Annotated in this window: 14 protein-coding genes; 3 read left to right on the top strand and 11 right to left on the bottom strand. The window is 63.2% G+C overall.

Annotated elements, in window-relative coordinates; translation table 11 throughout:
* Nucleotides 1-7: 7 nt before the first annotated feature.
* Nucleotides 8-1,306 carry an adenylosuccinate synthase gene (locus FJV83_RS32475; protein ID WP_095772066.1) on the bottom strand — a complete coding sequence of 433 codons (1,299 nt, stop codon included), beginning with the start codon at nucleotides 1,304-1,306 and terminating at the stop codon, nucleotides 8-10.
* A gap of 213 nt (nucleotides 1,307-1,519) precedes the next feature.
* Here FJV83_RS32475 and FJV83_RS32470 point away from each other — a divergent pair, with 213 nt between their 5' ends.
* On the top strand, nucleotides 1,520-2,431 hold the full coding sequence (locus tag FJV83_RS32470; protein WP_142886837.1) for a DMT family transporter: 912 nt from the start codon (nucleotides 1,520-1,522) through the stop codon (nucleotides 2,429-2,431).
* 56 nt (nucleotides 2,432-2,487) lie between these two features.
* Here FJV83_RS32470 and serA read toward each other — a convergent pair whose 3' ends face one another.
* The 5 genes from serA to glmM all read right to left on the bottom strand — a co-directional run bounded on the left by serA (nucleotide 2,488) and on the right by glmM (nucleotide 8,997).
* Nucleotides 2,488-4,089 (bottom strand): phosphoglycerate dehydrogenase, encoded by a 1,602-nt coding sequence (gene serA / locus FJV83_RS32465; protein WP_095772064.1) that lies wholly within the window; start codon nucleotides 4,087-4,089, stop codon nucleotides 2,488-2,490.
* 63 nt (nucleotides 4,090-4,152) lie between these two features.
* Nucleotides 4,153-5,328 (bottom strand): phosphoserine transaminase, encoded by a 1,176-nt coding sequence (locus tag FJV83_RS32460; RefSeq protein ID WP_142886836.1) that lies wholly within the window; start codon nucleotides 5,326-5,328, stop codon nucleotides 4,153-4,155.
* A gap of 201 nt (nucleotides 5,329-5,529) precedes the next feature.
* Nucleotides 5,530-6,294 carry an outer membrane protein gene (locus FJV83_RS32455; RefSeq protein WP_095772062.1) on the bottom strand — a complete coding sequence of 255 codons (765 nt, stop codon included), beginning with the start codon at nucleotides 6,292-6,294 and terminating at the stop codon, nucleotides 5,530-5,532.
* 231 nt (nucleotides 6,295-6,525) lie between these two features.
* Nucleotides 6,526-7,359 carry an outer membrane protein gene (locus tag FJV83_RS32450; RefSeq protein WP_095772061.1) on the bottom strand — a complete coding sequence of 278 codons (834 nt, stop codon included), beginning with the start codon at nucleotides 7,357-7,359 and terminating at the stop codon, nucleotides 6,526-6,528.
* 285 nt (nucleotides 7,360-7,644) lie between these two features.
* The gene (gene glmM / locus FJV83_RS32445; protein ID WP_095772060.1) at nucleotides 7,645-8,997 is read right to left on the bottom strand and encodes a phosphoglucosamine mutase; all 1,353 of its coding nucleotides are present in this window, start codon (nucleotides 8,995-8,997) and stop codon (nucleotides 7,645-7,647) included.
* A gap of 369 nt (nucleotides 8,998-9,366) precedes the next feature.
* On the opposite strand from glmM, the gene FJV83_RS32440 reads away from it, so the two are divergent.
* The gene (locus FJV83_RS32440) at nucleotides 9,367-10,203 is read left to right on the top strand and encodes a hypothetical protein (RefSeq protein WP_142886835.1); all 837 of its coding nucleotides are present in this window, start codon (nucleotides 9,367-9,369) and stop codon (nucleotides 10,201-10,203) included.
* A 295-nt stretch (nucleotides 10,204-10,498) separates the two neighbouring features.
* A complete protein-coding gene (locus tag FJV83_RS32435) occupies nucleotides 10,499-10,957 on the top strand; it encodes a hypothetical protein (RefSeq protein WP_095772058.1) in 459 nt (152 codons plus the stop codon).
* Between the two features lie 86 nt (nucleotides 10,958-11,043).
* Here FJV83_RS32435 and ftsH read toward each other — a convergent pair whose 3' ends face one another.
* The 5 genes from ftsH to tolB form a co-directional block, all read right to left on the bottom strand.
* Nucleotides 11,044-12,972, bottom strand: coding sequence for an ATP-dependent zinc metalloprotease FtsH (gene ftsH / locus FJV83_RS32430; protein ID WP_019861731.1), 1,929 nt, complete (start codon nucleotides 12,970-12,972; stop codon nucleotides 11,044-11,046).
* Between the two features lie 122 nt (nucleotides 12,973-13,094).
* Nucleotides 13,095-14,462 (bottom strand): tRNA lysidine(34) synthetase TilS, encoded by a 1,368-nt coding sequence (gene tilS, locus FJV83_RS32425; protein ID WP_142886834.1) that lies wholly within the window; start codon nucleotides 14,460-14,462, stop codon nucleotides 13,095-13,097.
* Nucleotides 14,463-14,520: 58 nt separating this feature from the next.
* Nucleotides 14,521-15,633, bottom strand: a complete 1,113-nt coding sequence (ybgF, locus tag FJV83_RS32420; protein ID WP_142886833.1) for a tol-pal system protein YbgF — start codon at nucleotides 15,631-15,633, stop codon at nucleotides 14,521-14,523.
* A 212-nt stretch (nucleotides 15,634-15,845) separates the two neighbouring features.
* On the bottom strand, nucleotides 15,846-16,352 hold the full coding sequence (gene pal, locus FJV83_RS32415; protein WP_013892538.1) for a peptidoglycan-associated lipoprotein Pal: 507 nt from the start codon (nucleotides 16,350-16,352) through the stop codon (nucleotides 15,846-15,848).
* Between the two features lie 234 nt (nucleotides 16,353-16,586).
* Nucleotides 16,587-17,846 carry a Tol-Pal system beta propeller repeat protein TolB gene (tolB, locus tag FJV83_RS32410; RefSeq protein ID WP_245318095.1) on the bottom strand — a complete coding sequence of 420 codons (1,260 nt, stop codon included), beginning with the start codon at nucleotides 17,844-17,846 and terminating at the stop codon, nucleotides 16,587-16,589.
* Between the last annotated feature and the right edge of the window lie 66 nt (nucleotides 17,847-17,912).

Below are 17,912 nucleotides of genomic sequence, written 5' to 3'. Positions count from 1 at the left end.
TCAGAAACTAGTCTTGAAACGGATCGGTCACAAGTATCGTATCGTCCCGTTCCGGGCTGGTGGAGAGGAGGGCCACCGGCGCGCCGATCAACTCCTCTATGTATCGGACATATTTGACGGCCTGGGCCGGAAGGTCGTTCCAGCTGCGCGCGCCGGCAGTGGTGCCTTTCCATCCTTCCAGCGCCTCATAGACCGGTTCGACACGGGCCTGCGCGCCCTGGCTCGCAGGCAGGTAATCGATCATCTCGCCGTCGAGGCGATAGCCGGTGCAGACCTTGATCTCGTCCAGCCCGTCGAGCACGTCGAGCTTGGTCAACGCGATGCCCTTGATGCCGTTGACGGCGACAGCCTGGCGCACCAGCACCGCGTCGAACCAGCCGCAGCGGCGCTTGCGTCCGGTGACGACGCCGAATTCATGGCCGCGCGTGCCGAGGAATTCGCCGATCTCGTTCTTCTGTTCGGTCGGGAACGGACCTTCGCCGACGCGCGTCGTGTAGGCCTTGGTGATGCCAAGGACATAACCGATGGCGCCTGGACCGACGCCCGAGCCGGCGGCGGCCTGGCCGGCCACCGTGTTGGACGAGGTGACGAACGGATAGGTGCCGTGGTCGATGTCGAGCAGCGTGCCTTGCGCGCCTTCGAACAGGATGCGCTCGCCGGCGCGGCGCTTGTCGTCGAGGATCTTCCAGACACGGTCCATGTAGGGCAGGATCTCGTCGGCAACCGAGGTCAATTCGGCCATGATCGCGTCATGCGTGACTTCGCCATGGCCAAGCCCGCGGCGCAGCGCATTATGATGCGTCAGCAGCCTGTCGACCTTCAGGGGCAGCGTTTCCAAATCCGCCAGATCCATCACCCGCACCGCGCGCCGACCCACCTTGTCCTCATAGGCCGGACCAATGCCCCGGCGAGTCGTGCCAATCTTCGTTCCGGAATTTGACGCGGCGTCCTCGCGGAATCCGTCCAGCTCCCGGTGCAGCGAAAGGATAAGCGCTGTGTTTTCGGCTATTTTCAGGCGATCCGGCGTCACTTCGACGCCCTGCGCCTTGAGCTTTGACACTTCGGCCACGAAAGCATGCGGGTCGAAGACCACGCCATTGCCTATGATGGACAGCTTGCCCTGCCGCACGACGCCGGACGGCAACAGCGACAGCTTGTAGACCTTGCCGTCAACGACCAGCGTGTGGCCGGCATTGTGGCCACCCTGGAAACGCACCACGACATCGGCGCGCTCCGACAGCCAGTCGACGATCTTGCCCTTGCCTTCGTCGCCCCACTGCGAGCCGACGACCACCACATTGGCCATGTTTCTTTTCCCTTGAGACGCCGCCGAGCGGCTTGGATATGGTTCGAAACGACAGGCCTCTATAGCGTCAAGACCTCGCGAGCGCGACCTTTCTTTGCCGCCGAAAATGCCCTGAGGCACAACAATTTTCGGCTTTGACATCATTTACTTGGGCTGAGAGGGGCAATAGGCCGGCAAACACCGCAACGCATCCGTCGCGGCCGGAATCCTGCGATGCATCGAAGCGCCTACTTATTCCTGCTGCTCACCACCTTGCTGTGGGGTGGCAATTCGGTGGCCGGCAAGCTGGCGGTCGATCACGTCTCGCCGATGATGCTGGTCTTCCTGCGCTGGCTGCTGGCAGTGGCGATCCTGCTGCCGCTCGGCTGGCGCACGATCCAGGAGGAATGGCCGGTGGTGCGCCGGTACTGGCTCGTTCTGGCGGCACTCGGCGCCAGCGGCTTCACGCTGTTCAACGTGATCTTCTACACGGCACTCAACTACACGACGGCGATCAACGTCTCGATCGAACAGGCGGCGATGCCGATCCTGATCATGACGGCCAATTTCGTCTTCTTCCGGCTGCGCGTGAACTTGGCGCAGATCGCCGGCGTCGTGCTGACCATCGCCGGCGTGATCCTGACCGCTTGCCACGGCGATCCGCGCCGGCTGCTGACGCTGGAGCTCAATTTCGGCGACGCCATCATGCTGGTGGCGGTCGTCCTCTACAGCGGCTATTCGGTCGGGCTGCGGCTGAAGCCGGCGCTGCGCTGGCAGAGCCTGATGCTGGCCATGTCGATCGCCGCGCTCATCACCTCGCTGCCCTTCCTGCTGTGGGAGGTCGCCGCCGGCAAGGCCATCGTGCCCGACGCACGCGGCTGGACGGTCATCGTCTACACCGCCATCGGCGCCTCGGTCGTCTCGCAGATAACCTACATCAGGGGCAACGAGCTGATCGGCGCCAACCGCGCCGGCCTGTTCATCAACCTGGTGCCGATCTTCGGCACGCTGCTTTCGGTGCTGATCGTCGGCGAGACGTTCCAGCTCTATCAGGCCTTGGCGCTTGTGCTCGTGCTGGGCGGCATCGGGCTTGCCGAACATAGCGGGCGCAAGAGCGCGATGACCCGGCAGGCCAGGGCGCGCTGAGCAGCAGGAAGGCGCGACAGACGCCGCGCCTTCTGATCTTGGCGAAAAGCCGGGGGTCAGATCCCGCCGACGTCGAACTGCAGCCGCTTGGCCGAATCGATCGACTTGTGCGCCCGCACCTGCTCCAGCACCTTTTCCGGGAACGGCGCGTCGAGATAGAGCAGCGCTATGGCGTCGCCGCCCGGCCGGTTGCGGCCAAGCTGGAAGTTGGCGATGTTGACACCATTCTCGCCGCACACCGTGCCGAGCAGGCCGATGATGCCGGGGGCATCGGCATTGGTGGTGTAGAGCATGTGCTGGCCGACCTCGGCGTCAAGGTTGATGCCCTTGATCTGGATGAAGCGTGGCTTGCCGTCCGAGAAGCAGGTGCCGGCGATCGAGCGCGTCCTGTGCTCGGTCTTGACCGTCAGCTTGATGTAGCCGTCGAACACGCCCGACTTGTCGCGCTTGACCTCGGCGACGATGATGCCGCGCTCCTTCACCATGATCGGCGCCGAAACCATGTTGACGTCGGAGACCTGCGGCCGGATCAGCCCGGCCAGCGTCGCGCTGATCAGCGCGCGCGTGTTCATCGTCGCGGTCGAGCCGTCGAACAGGATCTCGACCTCCGTGATCGGATCCTCGGTGACCTGGCCGACAAAGGCGCCGAGCACTTCGGCGAGCTTGACGAAGGGCTTGAGCCGCGGCGCTTCTTCCGCCGTGATCGACGGCATGTTGATGGCGTTGGAGACCGCGCCCTTGATCAGATAGTCCGACATCTGCTCGGCGACCTGCAGCGCGACATTCTCCTGCGCTTCCGCCGTCGAGGCGCCGAGATGCGGCGTCGCCACCACGTTTTCCATGCCGAACAGGGCGTTCTGCTCGGCCGGCTCCACCTCGAACACGTCGATGCCGACGCCCGCCACCTTGCCGCTCTTCAACGCCGCGATCAGATCGGCCTCGACGATCAGCCCACCGCGCGCGCAATTGATGATGCGCACGCCGTTCTTCATCTTGGCGATTGCCCCGGCGTCGATGATGTTGCGCGTCTTGTCGGTCAGTGGCGTGTGCAGCGTGATGAAGTCCGCGCGCGCAAACAGCTCATCGAGCTCGACCTTGTCGACGCCGAGCTCCTCGGCGCGCTTGTCCGACAGGAACGGGTCGAAGGCGATGACATGCATCTTCAGGCCGACGCCGCGTGTGGCGACGATCGAGCCGATATTGCCGCAGCCGATGACACCCAGCGTCTTGCCGGTGATCTCGACACCCATGAAGCGGTTCTTCTCCCACTTGCCGGCATGGGTCGAGGCGTTGGCTTCCGGGATCTGGCGCGCCAGCGCGAAGATCATCGCCACGGCATGCTCGGCTGTCGTGATCGAATTGCCGAAGGGCGTGTTCATCACGATGATACCCTTGCGGCTCGCCGCCGGGATATCGACATTGTCGACGCCGATGCCGGCGCGGCCGATGACCTTGAGCCTGGTGGCGGCGTTGATCAGCTTTTCGGTGACCTTGGTTGCCGAGCGGATGGCGAGGCCGTCATACTGGCCGATCACTTCGAGCAGCTTTTCCTTGTCCTTGCCGAGGTCTGGCAGATAGTCGACCTCGACGCCGCGATCCTTGAAGATCTGCACGGCGGTGGGAGAGAGTTTGTCAGAGACGAGAACGCGGGGCGCCATTGCGGCCTCCTTGAAATGGGATTGATCCGGGAACGGGCGGCCCGCGGGCCGCCACGGAAAGTCTCAGGCCGCCGCTTTCAGCGACGCCTTCTGCGCGGCGAAGGCCCAGTCGAGCCAGGGCAGCAGCGCCTCGAGATCCGATGTCTCGACCGTCGCACCGCACCAGATACGCAGGCCCGGAGGCGCGTCGCGATAGGAGCCGATGTCGTAGGCGACACCTTCCTTGTCGAGCGCCGAGACCAGCCCCTTGGCGAAAGCCGCCTGACCGTCGGCGTCGAGCGTCGCCACATCGGCATCGGTGAAGGACAAGCAGACCGACGTGTTCGACCGCGTCGCCGGCTGGACGGCGAGATGGCCGAGCCAGGAGGACTTGTCGACAAATCCGTCGAGCACGGCAGCATTGGCATCCGCCCTGGCGACCAGTGCATCGAGGCCGCCGATCGACTTCGCCCAGTGCAGCGCGTCGAGATAGTCCTCGACACACAGCATCGACGGCGTGTTGATGGTCTCGCCCTTGAAAATGCCCTCGATCAGCTTGCCGCCGGAGGTCAGGCGGAAGATTTTCGGCAGCGGCCATGAAGGCTTGTAGTTCTCCAGCCGCGCGACGGCGCGGGGCGACAGGATCAGCATGCCATGCGCGCCCTCGCCGCCCAGCACTTTCTGCCAGGAGAAAGTGACGACATCGAGCTTTTCGAAATCGAGCCTTTGCGCGAAAGCCGCCGAAGTGGCGTCGCAGATGGTCAGGCCCTTGCGATCCGCCGGGATGAAGTCACCATTCGGCACGCGCACGCCCGACGTGGTGCCGTTCCAGGTGAAGACAACGTCGCGGTCGAAATCGATCTTGGCCAGATCCGGCAACTCGCCATAGCCGGCCTCGAGCTTGCGCACGTCGGGCAGCTTCAGCTGCTTGACCACGTCGGTGACCCAGCCGGAGCCGAAGCTTTCCCAGGCGACCATGTCGACGCCGCGCTCGCCGAGCAGCGACCACAGCGCCATCTCGACGGCGCCTGTGTCCGACGCCGGCACGATGCCGATGCGGTAGTCGGCCGGAACCTGGAGGATTTCGCGCGTCAGCTCGATCGCCTGTTCGAGCTTGGTCTTGCCGATCTTGGCGCGGTGGGAACGGCCGAGCGCGGCATTCTTGAGCGCCTCGACCGACCAGCCGGGGCGTTTTGCGCAAGGACCTGAGGAGAAATTGGGGTTTGCCGGACGGAGTCCGGGCTTCGTATGCGTCGTCATCGTGGTCTATCCTTCCAGATAGTGGCCCCTCGTTGGGGAGGGGTGGCCCACGGACGGCGATATGCGTTCAGGCCTCGGGCGTCAAGAGGAAAGTTTTTGTCGCTGCCGGGATACCGGCGATCCGTGATCAGGATCGCGTGATATCAAGCACGAACGGCGGACCACAGGGATCCGCCGCTAAAGTCTCGCCCGGTCCCTGGCCTACCAGAGATCGTAGCGCAGTCCGAGCTTGATCTGGTGATTGCTGATTCCCTTGTGGACGGGGAAGGAGGTCAGACTTGCGGCCGTGACATATTCGGCATCCGGGGCGGAGAAATACTGATAGCCGAGGTCGACCGAAACGTTCTTCGACACCTGGTAGGCAAGGCCGGCATTCAGCGTATAGGCCAAGGAGTACTTCGTCTTGTCGTCGGTCTGCTCGAAATCGTCGGTGGGATCGAAATTGTTGGTGAAATAGCTGGCCGAGAGCTTGCGCGTGCTCTGTACGATTCCGACGCCGCCGCCCAGATAAGGGGTGATCCCGACATAAGTGCCAAGGTCGACATAGCCGTTGAGCATGAGCGAGTAGGCGTAATTCTTCAGGTCAGCCGACGCTTGGGTATACGCGATCGTGGATCCCGAATCATCATAGCCAACGCCGATCTTGTTGCCAGGCAGATAGCCGAGATTGAGATCGGCGCGCAGATAGTCGTTGAAGTGGTAGCCAAAGCCGATGCTGGCAAAGATCGGATCTTCTTTTTCGTCGAAGCTCGCCGGCGTGAAGGCGAAATCATCATTCTTGAAGCTCTTCTGCACCAGATAGGAGACGTCGCCGCGCAGATACCAGCCGGAGCCGACCTCGACCGGCACATAGTCGGGCGCCTGATCGGTATAGATCGGCGGATCGTAGTCGGCAGCGATTGCCGGCGTCAGCGGCAAGAGACCGAGTCCGGCAAGCGCCAGCACAGTACGCGATGTGAGTGTCATAGTCCCGACTCCCGGATTTGACGACACCTGCGATCAACACGGCAGCCATCGTTTCAGGAAGCATTGTTAACCATAGTGGTTAAGTCGCGGTTAAGGCTAATAGAGCGTTAGCGAATTCATCTCAGCTAATACAAGGCGCCCTCCCTGTCAGGGCGCTTCATTGGCGACAGCTCAAACGAAAACCGCCCGGTCAAGCCGGGCGGTTCGTGTATATTGGAAGCAGCGGATTTCTTACTTGGTGTAGACCGGCTCAGGTTCGGGCTGATAGGCCACCACCGGTGCCGCGCACCCATTGTTGCCACCGAACTGATAGCGCAGGCCGCCGCGCACCTCGTGGGTGTTGAAGCCGCGGTCGAAACCCGGGCCGGTGCTGCTCGCATCCCATTCGAACATGCGGCCGCCCTGAATATGGGAGAAACGATAGCCCGCATCGAGGATGATCTTGTCGGTCAAGCAGTAGGAGGCACCGGCCATCAGAGCGTAAGCGAAGCGCCAGTTGGATGCTCCGGGGTTGGTCTCGGTGGTGTTCGGGTCGTAGACGGTATCCCACTTGACGTGCGCGCCGCCGATACCGGCGCCGACATAAGGCGTGATGCCGTGCCAGGTGCCGATATCGACATAGGCATTGGCCAGCAGCAGCAGGGCGCTCATCTTCGACACTTCGGTCGACGTCGAGACGAGATCCGAGGTGCCGCCGTTGAAGTTCGACTTGAACCAGTAGTCGGCGGTCACGTCCGTACGCAGGTAATCGTTGATCTTGTAGCCGACACCGCCGCCGAGCGAGAAGCCGCCCTTGAGCTTGCCGTAGTCGAAACTCTTGCCGCCCGGTATGACCGTACAATTACAGGGATCGATGCCGTAGGTCATGTAGTCGATGCCGCGCACATCGGACTTGTGATAGTCGATGTCGCCGCGGATATACCAGCCGCCGACGTCGACCGGCTGTTCGTAAACCGGCGGCGGTGCCTCTTCTACCTGCGGCTCAGGCAGGTCGGCCGCGAACACCGGCCAGGCCAGGCCCGCGAACAGCAACGCGAACAGGGCCTTTCTTGCTGTATTGAACATGCTTGTCACCCCTAGGAACCCTCGGAACGCGATCGCGTCCGAACGAGATTGGCTTTCAGGCGTGGATAATGAATTGGAAAAGTTAAAAGGCGTTTAACCCTGTCGGTTAACCACGAATCTCTAAAATTCGAGGAATCCAGGCATGATTTCGATAGTAAGGGGGTCGCTCTCCGGCCAATAAAAAAGCCCGCCGAAATGGCGGGCCTGGATATGCAACCGGAGCAGTGACGTGACCCCCAGAGCAATTCCGTGAACCGGTGAAACACGCTGAGGGCGCGCTGGAGATCAGGCTGCGCTGCGGGTCTCCGAAATGACCTCGACAATGTCGTTGACGACGGCCTCGACCAGTTGCGGATCGTCGCCTTCGGCCATGACACGGATCAGCGGCTCGGTACCGGACGGACGGATGACCAGACGCCCGGCCTTGCCGAGACGGTTGCGCGCATCCTCGATCGCGGCCTTGACCGGAGCTTCCTCGAGCGGCTTGCCGCCGGCGATACGGACATTCTTCAAGAGTTGCGGCACCGGCTCGAATTTCTTCGACAGTTCGCTGACCGGGCGTCCCTGGCGCTTGATGCAGGCCAGCACCTGCAGCGCCGACACTAGGCCGTCGCCGGTGGTCGAGAAGTCCGACAGCACGATGTGGCCGGACTGTTCGCCGCCGACATTGAGCCCATGCGCGCGCATATGCTCCACGACATAGCGGTCGCCGACCTTGGTGCGGTGCAATTGCAGTTTCATGTCGCCGAGGAAGCGTTCGAGGCCAAGATTGGACATGACCGTCGATACCACGCCGCCGCCGGCAAGCCGTCCGCTCTGGTGCCAGGACTCGGCGATCATCGCCATGATCTGGTCGCCGTCGACGATAGCGCCATTCTCGTCGACGATGACGACGCGGTCTGCATCGCCATCGAGCGCGATGCCGATATCGGCGCGCACTTCATGCACCTTCTTCTGCAGGCCGGCCGGATGCGTCGAGCCGCATTCCTTGTTGATGTTGAAGCCGTTGGGTTCGACATTGATGGCCACGACCTCGGCGCCGAGCTCCCACAGCGCCTCGGGCGCCACCTTGTAGGCCGCGCCATTGGCGCAATCGACGACGATCCTGAGGCCCGAAAGCGACATCGAGCGCGGCAACGTACGCTTGGCGAACTCGATATAGCGGTCATGCACGCCATCGACACGCTTGGCGCGGCCAAGCCCGTCGGAATCGGCGAGTGTCAGTTCGATATCCTTGTCGAGCATGCTCTCGATGCGCTCTTCGATCTCGTCCGAAAGCTTGTAGCCATCCGGACCGAACAGCTTGATGCCGTTGTCGTAATAGGGATTGTGCGAGGCCGAGATCATGACGCCGATATCGGCGCGCAGGGAACGCACCAGCATGGCGACGGCCGGGGTCGGGATCGGACCGAGCAGGAACACGTCCATGCCGGCGGCGCAGAGACCCGCCACCATCGCATTCTCGATCATGTAGCCGGAAAGCCTGGTGTCCTTGCCCAGAACGACGCGATGGCGGTGGCTGCCGCGCTGGAACGAAAGGCCAGCGGCCATGCCGACCCGCATGGCGATCTCCGCGGTCATCGGAAACTTGTTGGCGCGCCCGCGAATGCCGTCCGTGCCGAAGTAATTCCCTGCCATGCGAGTTCAATTCCCTGAAGGTTCTTTGCCGGCGCTTTAATGCCATAATTGACCGGCGAGCCATGATCACATTGTGTGATTATATGTTACCAATCCTTAGAAAATCATTGTTGTGCGCTGCACACAACAAGGCAGCAGCCCAACATGATGGCACCGCGGCGCTGCAATATACCAGTTCTGCGAGCTATATGCCGCAGCTGCACGCGGAAACTCTTGTTTTTGACCCGGTAAGGCACAATGATTTCATCACCTTATCGGGAGGAGCAAGCTTTGGGCGATATATACGCCACTTAGCATCTGGCGCAACCGACCGTTGAGCGTTATTGATTCGCAGGGACGTATAATGGGCTGCTGCAATGGAGAAACGCTATGCTCATCCACCGACTTGCCACTTTGACCGGCCTCGCCGTAGTGACGTTGTTCCTGGCCGCGCCAGCCAACGCACTGACGATGGCCGAGTGCAGCACGAAGTATAACGCCGCCAAGGATGCGGGGACACTGGCCGGCCAGTCCTGGAACCAGTTCCGCAAGGCGCAATGCGGCACCGATGCCGCCGCCACCACGGACACCAAGCCGGCCGATACCAAGAAGGCCGCCGAAACCAAGCCGGCCAAGGCAGCCAAGGCAGCGGCCGCCGACGCGGGCGCCGCGAAGGGCCTGACGGCCAAGGAATGCAGCGCCAAGTACCAGGCGGCGAAGGCCGCCGGCACGCTGAACGGCATGAAGTGGAACGACTTCCGCAAGACCGAATGCGCCGCCGGCGCATCCGCCGCCGCTGACACCACCAAGCCGGCAACCACCAAGGCAGCCGCGGCTCCCGCCGGCGGCAAGGGCCTGAGCATGGCCGAGTGCAGCACCAAGTACCAGGCTGCCAAGACGGCGAACACCCTGAAGGGCATGAAGTGGAACGACTTCCGCAAGGCCGAATGCGGCGCCAGCGCCTCGGATGACGACACCGTGCCTGCCCCGAGTGAAGCAAATTACACCAAGGAGCCGGCGAAGCCGACGACGGTTGCGCCCAAGGGCGTCACCTTCCCGTCCGCGATCTCGCCGAAATATGCCAGCGAGACCCCCGGAAAGGGCCGCATGCACACCTGCCTCGACCAGTACTATGCCCTCAAGGACGCCAATGCGCTTGGCGGCCTGAAGTGGATCCAGAAGGGCGGCGGCTTCTACAGCCTGTGCAATGCCAAGCTGAAGGGCTAAGCTACGCATTCCCCCGGATCGATGAGGCATGAGCCGGTTGAGATCGAATTGAGTTAGACGGAAAGTCAGGCAAGGACAGGTAAAGGCCCGCGACGCATCTGCTTCGCGGGCCTTTTGTTGCTCGCGACGACGCCCGCGGCCTTGCTCGCATCTATCGCGGGAGCTGTCGGCATCAATTCGCCCACACTGCCCACCGCCGGCCCTTATCGCGAGCTCCCAAAGATTCTAATTGAACATATCAGGAACAAACAGTATACAAAAGGATGTCTAACTTGTTATCAACCGGGAGGATCTTATGCCCAATTTGAAATTGGCGGTATTGGCTGTGACGGCATCGGTTGCTTGGAGCGTCGCCCCTGCAAGCGCATTGACGATGAAGGAATGCGGCGAGACCTATCGGACGGCCAAAGAAGGCGGCACTCTGAACGGCATGGACTGGGCCGCTTTCCGCAAGGAGAAATGCGCGACGCCCGCCGCGGAGAGTGTCAGCGGGGATACCGTCAAAACCGCGCCGCAGCCGAAAAAGGAATCCGACGCGGCGGTCGCCCCCACTGTAGCGCCGGCAGGCGTGACATTCCCAACCACCCTCGCCGCCGAGTTCAAGACCGAAAAGCCCGCGAAGGCGCGGATGAAGACCTGCCTGCAGGGTTACCACGGCAACAAGGACGCGGGTACGTTGAACGGCCTTCGCTGGATCCAGAAGGGCGGCGGTTATTACAGCCTGTGCAATGCGCGGCTGAAAGCTGAATCATAAAAATGGAATACGGCGGATAAAGCGGTCACGCAGACGTTGAGCCGTGATCCTCGGGCTTGTCCCGAGGATCTGCTGTCCGCCCCGGCTCAGCTTGACGGCTGTGGCTCCATGCCGCCTTCGGGCTCGGGACCCTTCTTGCGGCGGCCGCCGGACTTCGGCACGGCCGAGCCGCGGCTGGGCGGCGTGTCGTCGCCGAGATCGCGCGCGGGCTTCTCGCCGGCGATCAGCTGCTTGATCTCGTCGCCCGACAGCGTCTCGTATTCGAGCAGGCCCTGCGCCAGCGCGATCCATTCCTTCTTCTTCTTGGTCAGGATGGACTTTGCTGTCGAATAGGCCTCGTCGATCAGGCGACGCACTTCGGCGTCGATGATCTGCGCGGTCTCTTCCGAGATGTTTTGCGTGCGCGCCACCGAATGGCCGAGGAACACTTCTTCCTGGTTGTCGCCATAGGCGACATGGCCGAGCTTGTCGGAAAAGCCCCAGCGCGTGACCATGGCGCGCGCCAGCTTGGTTGCCTGCTCGATGTCGGAAGAGGCGCCCGAAGTGATGTTCTCCTTGCCGAATTTGAACTCCTCGGCAACGCGGCCGCCCATCATGATGGCAAGGCGCGAGATCATGTATTTGTAGCTCATCGAATAGCGGTCGCCTTCCGGCAACTGCATGACCATGCCGAGCGCGCGGCCACGCGGAATGATGGTGGCCTTGTGCAGCGGGTCGGCCGACGGCACGTTGAGCGCCAGTATGGCGTGGCCGGCTTCGTGATAGGCGGTCAGCTCCTTCTCGGCCTGGGTCATGGCCGATGAGCGGCGTTCGGCGCCCATCATGATCTTGTCCTTGGCGTCCTCGAACTCGGCCATGGTGACGAGGCGCTTGTTGCGCCGCGCCGCCATCAGCGCCGATTCGTTGACAAGGTTCATCAGGTCGGCGCCGGAGAAGCCCGGCGTGCCACGCGCGACAACCTTGAGATCGACATTGGGGGCCAGCGGCACGTTGCGCACATGCACCTTGAGGATCTTCTCGCGGCCGACGATATCGGGGTTCGGCACCACCACCTGGCGGTCGAAACGACCCGGACGCAGCAGCGCCGGATCGAGCACGTCGGGACGATTGGTGGCGGCGATCAGGATGATGCTTTCGTTGGATTCGAAGCCGTCCATCTCGACCAGCAGCTGATTCAGCGTCTGCTCGCGCTCGTCATTGCCGCCGCCGAGGCCGGCGCCGCGGTGGCGCCCGACCGCGTCGATTTCGTCGATGAAGATGATGCAGGGCGCGTTCTTCTTGGCCTGGTCGAACATGTCACGCACGCGGGATGCACCGACGCCGACGAACATCTCGACGAAGTCCGAACCCGAAATGGTGAAGAACGGCACGTTGGCTTCGCCGGCGACCGAGCGGGCGAGCAGCGTCTTGCCGGTGCCGGGAGGGCCGACCAAAAGCACGCCGCGCGGAATCTTGCCGCCGAGACGCTGGAACTTCTGCGGATCGCGCAGGAACTCGACGATCTCTTCCAGATCTTCCTTGGCTTCGTCGACGCCGGCGACGTCCTGGAACGTGACGCGGCCATGCGCCTCCGTCAGAAGCTTGGCCTTCGACTTGCCAAAACCCATGGCGCGCCCTGATCCAGACTGCATCTGGCGCATGAAGAATATCCAGACGCCGAGGATCAGGATCATCGGCAGCCAGGAGATCAGGTAGCCGAACAGCGAATTGGAACCGTCGGTCTCGGGCCGCGCATTGATGGTGACGTTCTTGTCCTGCAGCCGCGAGACCAGCTGGGGATCGCCGGGCGAATACGTCTGGAAGCCGGTGGAATTGTCGGTGTAGGTGCCGGTGATGCGGGCGCCCGCAATGGTCACCGTCTTGACCCGGCCGGCCGCGACATCCTGCAGGAACTGCGAATAAGGCACATCGCTCGAAGCCCCGCGCGTCTGCGGCGTCTGGAACAGATTGAAGAGAGCGATGAGCAGGACCGCTATGATCGCCCAGAGCGCGAGGTTGCGATAGTTCGGATTCATCAATTGTCCCGTTGGCGTCCGCGCACGGACAGCATCATGAGAGGAAACTTGAGCCTAACATAGGGAGAGCGTCTCCCCTTGCCAAGCAGAACAGCACGTCTGGGTTAAGCTTTCGGCCACCATCAATCGGCACTGTGGCCGCCCAATGGCGAAGCGGGAAGCGGTGACGCGCCGATCAGTTCGGCGACGGCCCGCGCCGGCGCCAGATCGAAGGACGGCAGAAAGCGGGAAAAAGGCGACACGACCGGTCGCGCCGCGAACGCCAGCGACCCCGGCCCGCCCTGCGGCGAACCAGGCTTTTCAAGGGCTTGTCGCAATGTCGGTTCCGCGGCCATTGCGGCGCGCATCAGGCTTGCCGGGGTTTCTCCATCATCGATCGCCAGCCGCCTCGCAGCTGTCACGCCCAACGGTGCGATCAACAATGCGCCGGACCTGTCGTTCAATGTGATGTGGCGGCGGCCGTCCCAGATGGTGTTGTCGACAGCTGTTGCGGCGGGCGGCAAACCCCGCGCCTCGCGGCGCAGGAAGAGACCGGTTCGCCGGAAATCGACCACCGTCCGCGACAATGTGGCGCAAAGAAATCCGGCCTTCAGCCGGCCCAACAGCGCCTCGCTGCGCGCCTGGTCCGGCAGGAAGGCAACGCCTCCGGCGGTGGCCAGCAGGATGCGCAACGCATAGGCGGGCGCCCGGCCGTCGTCCGCGGTCAGCATTGCTGGATCGAGCCGGACGAGACCCGTGCACGGCTGGCTGGCGAAGCGATGGATCAGATCGGCAGCGCTGGCGCCAAGCTGCCTGCGCTCGACGGCGGCTTGGCCAGCGACCCGCAGCGCATTCTCCATGTGGCCGGCACTTTCGCCGGCAAGTGCTGCGCGCACGCGCGGCCGCTCGAAGGCCTCGTCGATATTGGTCGGGTCATCGGCCCAGCCAACATGTTCATGCCGCAGGAAATCGCGAAGCGCCGAGCGCCGCATCTCCAGAAGTGGGCGAACGATCCACTCGCGCCAGTCATAGAGGGTGCCCGGCGCCATGCCGGCAAGCCCACGGCCTGCCATGTCGGCAAGCTCCCGGCCGCGTGCATGCCGCATCAGCACCGTCTCGGCCTGGTCGTCGGCGGTATGACCGGTGACGATCAGGCCGATGCCTTCCGCGCGCGCCGCCTCGGCCAGCAGATGGTAGCGCGCCTCGCGCGCCGCCGCCGGCAGGCCGGTCGATGGCTTGCGCCCGGACCACGTCAGGGTGCGGTGGGCAATGCCGCGCTCGGCGCACAGCTTCGCCACGGCTTGCGCCTCGGCTGCCGAACCCTGGCGCAGGCCATGGTCGATCGTCACGGCCAGCAGCTTCGCTGACGATGCGGTTCGGTCGAGATGCTGTTTGAGAAGGAGAAGCAGGGCGGTCGAGTCGCTGCCGCCGGACACGGCCGCAATGGCGCCGCGGGTAAAATCGATAGGCGAAAAAAGTCTGGTCGAAAGATCAGGCTCGGTGTCGAGCATCAACGCATGTCGTCCAAAGGCGGTCGCGGTCCAAGGACCAAGACATGCCTGGGAAAAATCAGCACGCAGCCAGGGCCTTCTCCTGCTTGACGCGTTCCTTCAGGGCACTGGAGATGTCGGGGTAGCGCTTGCCGACTTCGCTGAAGGTGGCGCAGGCGACGTCGTGCTGCTTGAGGCCGACCAGCGACACGCCGAGTTTCAACAGCATGTCGGGCGCCTTCTTGGCCTTGGGGTAGTCCTTGCTGGCGGCGAGGAAGACTTCGGCCGCGTCGCGGTATTTCTGCTGGCCAAGCAGCGATTCACCTAGCCAGTAATGCGCGTCCGCCGCCTTCGCATCGCGCGGGAAGCGCGAGATATGATCGCGAAAACCCTGTTCGGCGGTGCTGTAGTCGCCCGACAGGATGAACTGGTAGGAATTGCGGTAGAGTTCCTCCGGGTCCTTGGTGGAGGGCAGCGCCGCGACGATCGTGCCATTGGACTTGCCGGCCTTGGCCGGAGCGCCGGTGGCCGGGGCGCCATCTTGCGCCGGCGCGGTCGACTGGGTGTTGCCGCCGGCGTCGATCACATTGCCGTTCTTGTCGACGGTGATGGAACCAAAGGTCTTTTCCGGGGCTCCCGTGCCGGGGATCACCTTGCCGGGGTCGCCATCCGGCGATTCGACGATGACGTCCTCGACCGTCTTGCCGCCCGCGGACTGATTGGCGCCGGGCGCGGCGCCGGCATCGGCCGGAGCCTGGGTTGCCGGGGCCGCCGCCACGTCGGCGTTGGTGTCGGTGGTGGCATCGGATTTCTTCTGCGCCGGAGGCTGTCCGCCTTGCGCGCCGCCTTCAAGCTGCTGGAAGCGGAACTCGTTGTCTTCCTGCTGCTTGCGCATCTGTTCCTGCATCTGCAGGATCTGGAAATTGAGCTCTTCGATCTTGCCGTTCATCTGGCGCAGCTGGTCCTCGAGCCCGGTGGCGCCGGCGCCGTTCGACTGCTGCGCGAGCTGGACCTGGTCGGGTTTCTTCTTGTCGCCGAAGAGGCTCGGCAACTCGAGGCTCGGCAGATGGAAGGAAAAGCCGCTGTCGGTTGACTGCCCTGGGGCGCTTGCCCCCGGACCGCTTGCCAGGGCGGTGAAGCCTGATAGGAGCAGCGCCGCAAGCGTGCCGCTCAGAACCGATCTCAAATGCATGTGCCTCTCGCCGTGTGTCGTTTGTCTGTTCGCGCCTTCCAATCAGGATGGGACCAGCCAGGCGCCCTCGGCTCATAGCAGGACGCGAGACTTCGGCCAAATTTTGTTTCGGTCACCCGGATATGAAAAAGGCGGCCCGGAGGCCGCCTTTCGCAAAGCTGTGTTGCATTTTTGCCAGTCGGCGCGATCGCGTCTCCCGACGCGCGGCCAACTCAGGAACCGGCGCCGCTGAGCGTGGTGACGGCGCGGCGATTCTGCGACCAGCAGGAGATGTCGTCGCACACCGCGACCGGACGTTCCTTGCCGTAGGAAATGGTCTTCAGGCGGCTGGAAGCGACACCCTTGGAAACGAGGAAGTCGCGGGCGGCGGCGGCGCGGCGGGCGCCGAGCGCCAGATTGTATTCGCGCGTGCCGCGTTCGTCGGCGTGACCTTCGACGACGATGGCGTACTGCTTGTACTGGTTCAGCCACTGCGCCTGGCGGGCCAGCGTCGTCTGCGCATCGGCACGGATCGAGGACGAGTCCGTATCGAAGAAGATCCGGTCGCCAATGTTGACGGTGAAATCTTGCGCCGAGCCGGGCGTTGCGGCGCCGGCACCGTTGAGGCCAAGATCGGCGGCGCTGTTGGGCGTCTTCTTCGAAGCGCAACCGGCGATGGCGAGCATCGCCACCAGCGCGATCATGACCGGGTTTCTGGTAAGTGCTGCGATACGGCCCATGCCGCCTCTCCTTCGCATTTCGAGTGATTTCGTTGATCACCCAGTAACCACGTTTGGGTTAACCGGCATTCAAGAAACACGGTTAAAATTTGGTTTAGGCTGCCCGTCCGCAACCTTTTGATCGGGGTCACAGTTGGCGCGGACCCTAGGCGGAAATGCGGCCAAAACGCGACGAAGGCATGGAGAAGGGGCCGAAACGGCCCCTTTTCAGCATGTGTGGCAATTCGGCCGACGCTATTCCAGCAGCGGCGACCAGGCCGGATCCGACGCGAAGTTCGCGGTCGGGATCGGCTGCTCATTGCGGCCGGTGAGATCGACAGAAACCAGCTTCGGGCCGCCATTGGAGTCGCGGAAGAACATCAGCACGCGGCCGTTTGGCGCCCAGGTCGGTCCTTCCTGCTGGAAACCGGACGACAGAATGCGCTCGCCGGAACCGTCGGTCTTCATGACGCCGATCTGGAATTCGCCGCCGGTCTGCTTGGTGAAGGCGATGAGATCGCCGCGCGGCGACCACACCGGCGTTGAATAGACGCCGTCGCCGAAGGAGATTCGGGTCTGGCCCGAGCCGTCGGCGCCCATCACATAGATCTGCGCGCGGCCGCCGCGGTCCGAGGTGAACACCACCTTGCTGCCGTCGGGCGAATAGGAGGGCGAGGTGTCGATGGCGGTCGAGTTGGTCAGCCGCGTCGTCGAGCGGCTGCGCAGGTCCATGGCGAAGATGTTGGAATTGCCGTCGTCGCGCAGCAGGCTCATGATCACCTTCTGGCCGTCGGGCGAGAAGCGCGGCGCAAACGTCATGCCGGGGAAATTGCCGACCAGTTCGCGCTGCCCGGTCTCGATCTGCAGGAGATAGACCCGCGGCTGGCCGCTCTCATAGGACATGTAGGTGATTTCCTGCCGGTTCGGCGAGAAACGCGGCGTCAGCACGATCGACCGGCCGTCCGAGAGATAGCGGACATTGGCGCCGTCCTGGTCCATGATGGCCAGGCGCTTCTTGCGCGCGTTCTTGGCGCCGGATTCGTCGATGAACACCACGCGCGTGTCGAAGTAGCCCTTCTCGCCGGTCAGCCGTTCATAGATGGCGTCCGCGATGATGTGGGCGACGCGGCGCTGGTTGGCGTCGTTGGCGAAGAACTGCTCACCCGACATCTGCTGTCCGGCGAAAGTGTCCCAAAGCCGGTACTGCGCACGGATGCGGCCATCGGCCTCCTTGCTGACGCTGCCGGTGACCAGCGCCTGCGCGTTGATCACCTTCCAGTCGTCGAAGCGGGGTGCGGCATCCGGGTTCGAGATCTTCTCGATGAAGGCGCTCTTGTCGATCGGCGCGAACAGGCCCGAGCGCTTCAGGTCGGCCGTGACGATCTGAGAGATCTGCGCGCCAAGCGCGTCGCCGCCCTGGAAATCCGTGATGGCGATCGGCAGCGGCTCGACATTGCCTTTGTTGACGTTGAGCTCGACGAGCGCCCACGCCGGCATGGGGACTACCGCCGTCATGCCCAGCGCCACGGCTGCAATCGTCAGGAGCGGCTTGAGGAAGGATCTCATATCTTCTCGCTTCTC

The sequence above is a fragment of the Mesorhizobium sp. WSM4307 genome (assembly GCF_007003945.1).
In the GTDB taxonomy this organism is placed as follows: domain Bacteria; phylum Pseudomonadota; class Alphaproteobacteria; order Rhizobiales; family Rhizobiaceae; genus Mesorhizobium.
This window is presented reverse-complemented; position numbering and strand designations above follow the sequence as displayed.

Coding starts and splice junctions, on each gene's coding strand:
- tolB (WP_245318095.1), bottom strand. CDS start 17,846: ATGACGGCGGTAGTCCCCATGCCGGCGTGGGCGCTCGTCGAGCTCAAC.
- ybgF (WP_142886833.1), bottom strand. CDS start 15,633: ATGCATTTGAGATCGGTTCTGAGCGGCACGCTTGCGGCGCTGCTCCTA.
- pal (WP_013892538.1), bottom strand. CDS start 16,352: ATGGGCCGTATCGCAGCACTTACCAGAAACCCGGTCATGATCGCGCTG.
- FJV83_RS32455 (WP_095772062.1), bottom strand. CDS start 6,294: ATGACACTCACATCGCGTACTGTGCTGGCGCTTGCCGGACTCGGTCTC.
- FJV83_RS32435 (WP_095772058.1), top strand. CDS start 10,499: ATGCCCAATTTGAAATTGGCGGTATTGGCTGTGACGGCATCGGTTGCT.
- glmM (WP_095772060.1), bottom strand. CDS start 8,997: ATGGCAGGGAATTACTTCGGCACGGACGGCATTCGCGGGCGCGCCAAC.
- FJV83_RS32460 (WP_142886836.1), bottom strand. CDS start 5,328: ATGACGACGCATACGAAGCCCGGACTCCGTCCGGCAAACCCCAATTTC.
- FJV83_RS32475 (WP_095772066.1), bottom strand. CDS start 1,306: ATGGCCAATGTGGTGGTCGTCGGCTCGCAGTGGGGCGACGAAGGCAAG.
- tilS (WP_142886834.1), bottom strand. CDS start 14,462: ATGCTCGACACCGAGCCTGATCTTTCGACCAGACTTTTTTCGCCTATC.
- FJV83_RS32440 (WP_142886835.1), top strand. CDS start 9,367: ATGCTCATCCACCGACTTGCCACTTTGACCGGCCTCGCCGTAGTGACG.
- FJV83_RS32470 (WP_142886837.1), top strand. CDS start 1,520: ATGCATCGAAGCGCCTACTTATTCCTGCTGCTCACCACCTTGCTGTGG.
- FJV83_RS32450 (WP_095772061.1), bottom strand. CDS start 7,359: ATGTTCAATACAGCAAGAAAGGCCCTGTTCGCGTTGCTGTTCGCGGGC.
- serA (WP_095772064.1), bottom strand. CDS start 4,089: ATGGCGCCCCGCGTTCTCGTCTCTGACAAACTCTCTCCCACCGCCGTG.
- ftsH (WP_019861731.1), bottom strand. CDS start 12,972: ATGAATCCGAACTATCGCAACCTCGCGCTCTGGGCGATCATAGCGGTC.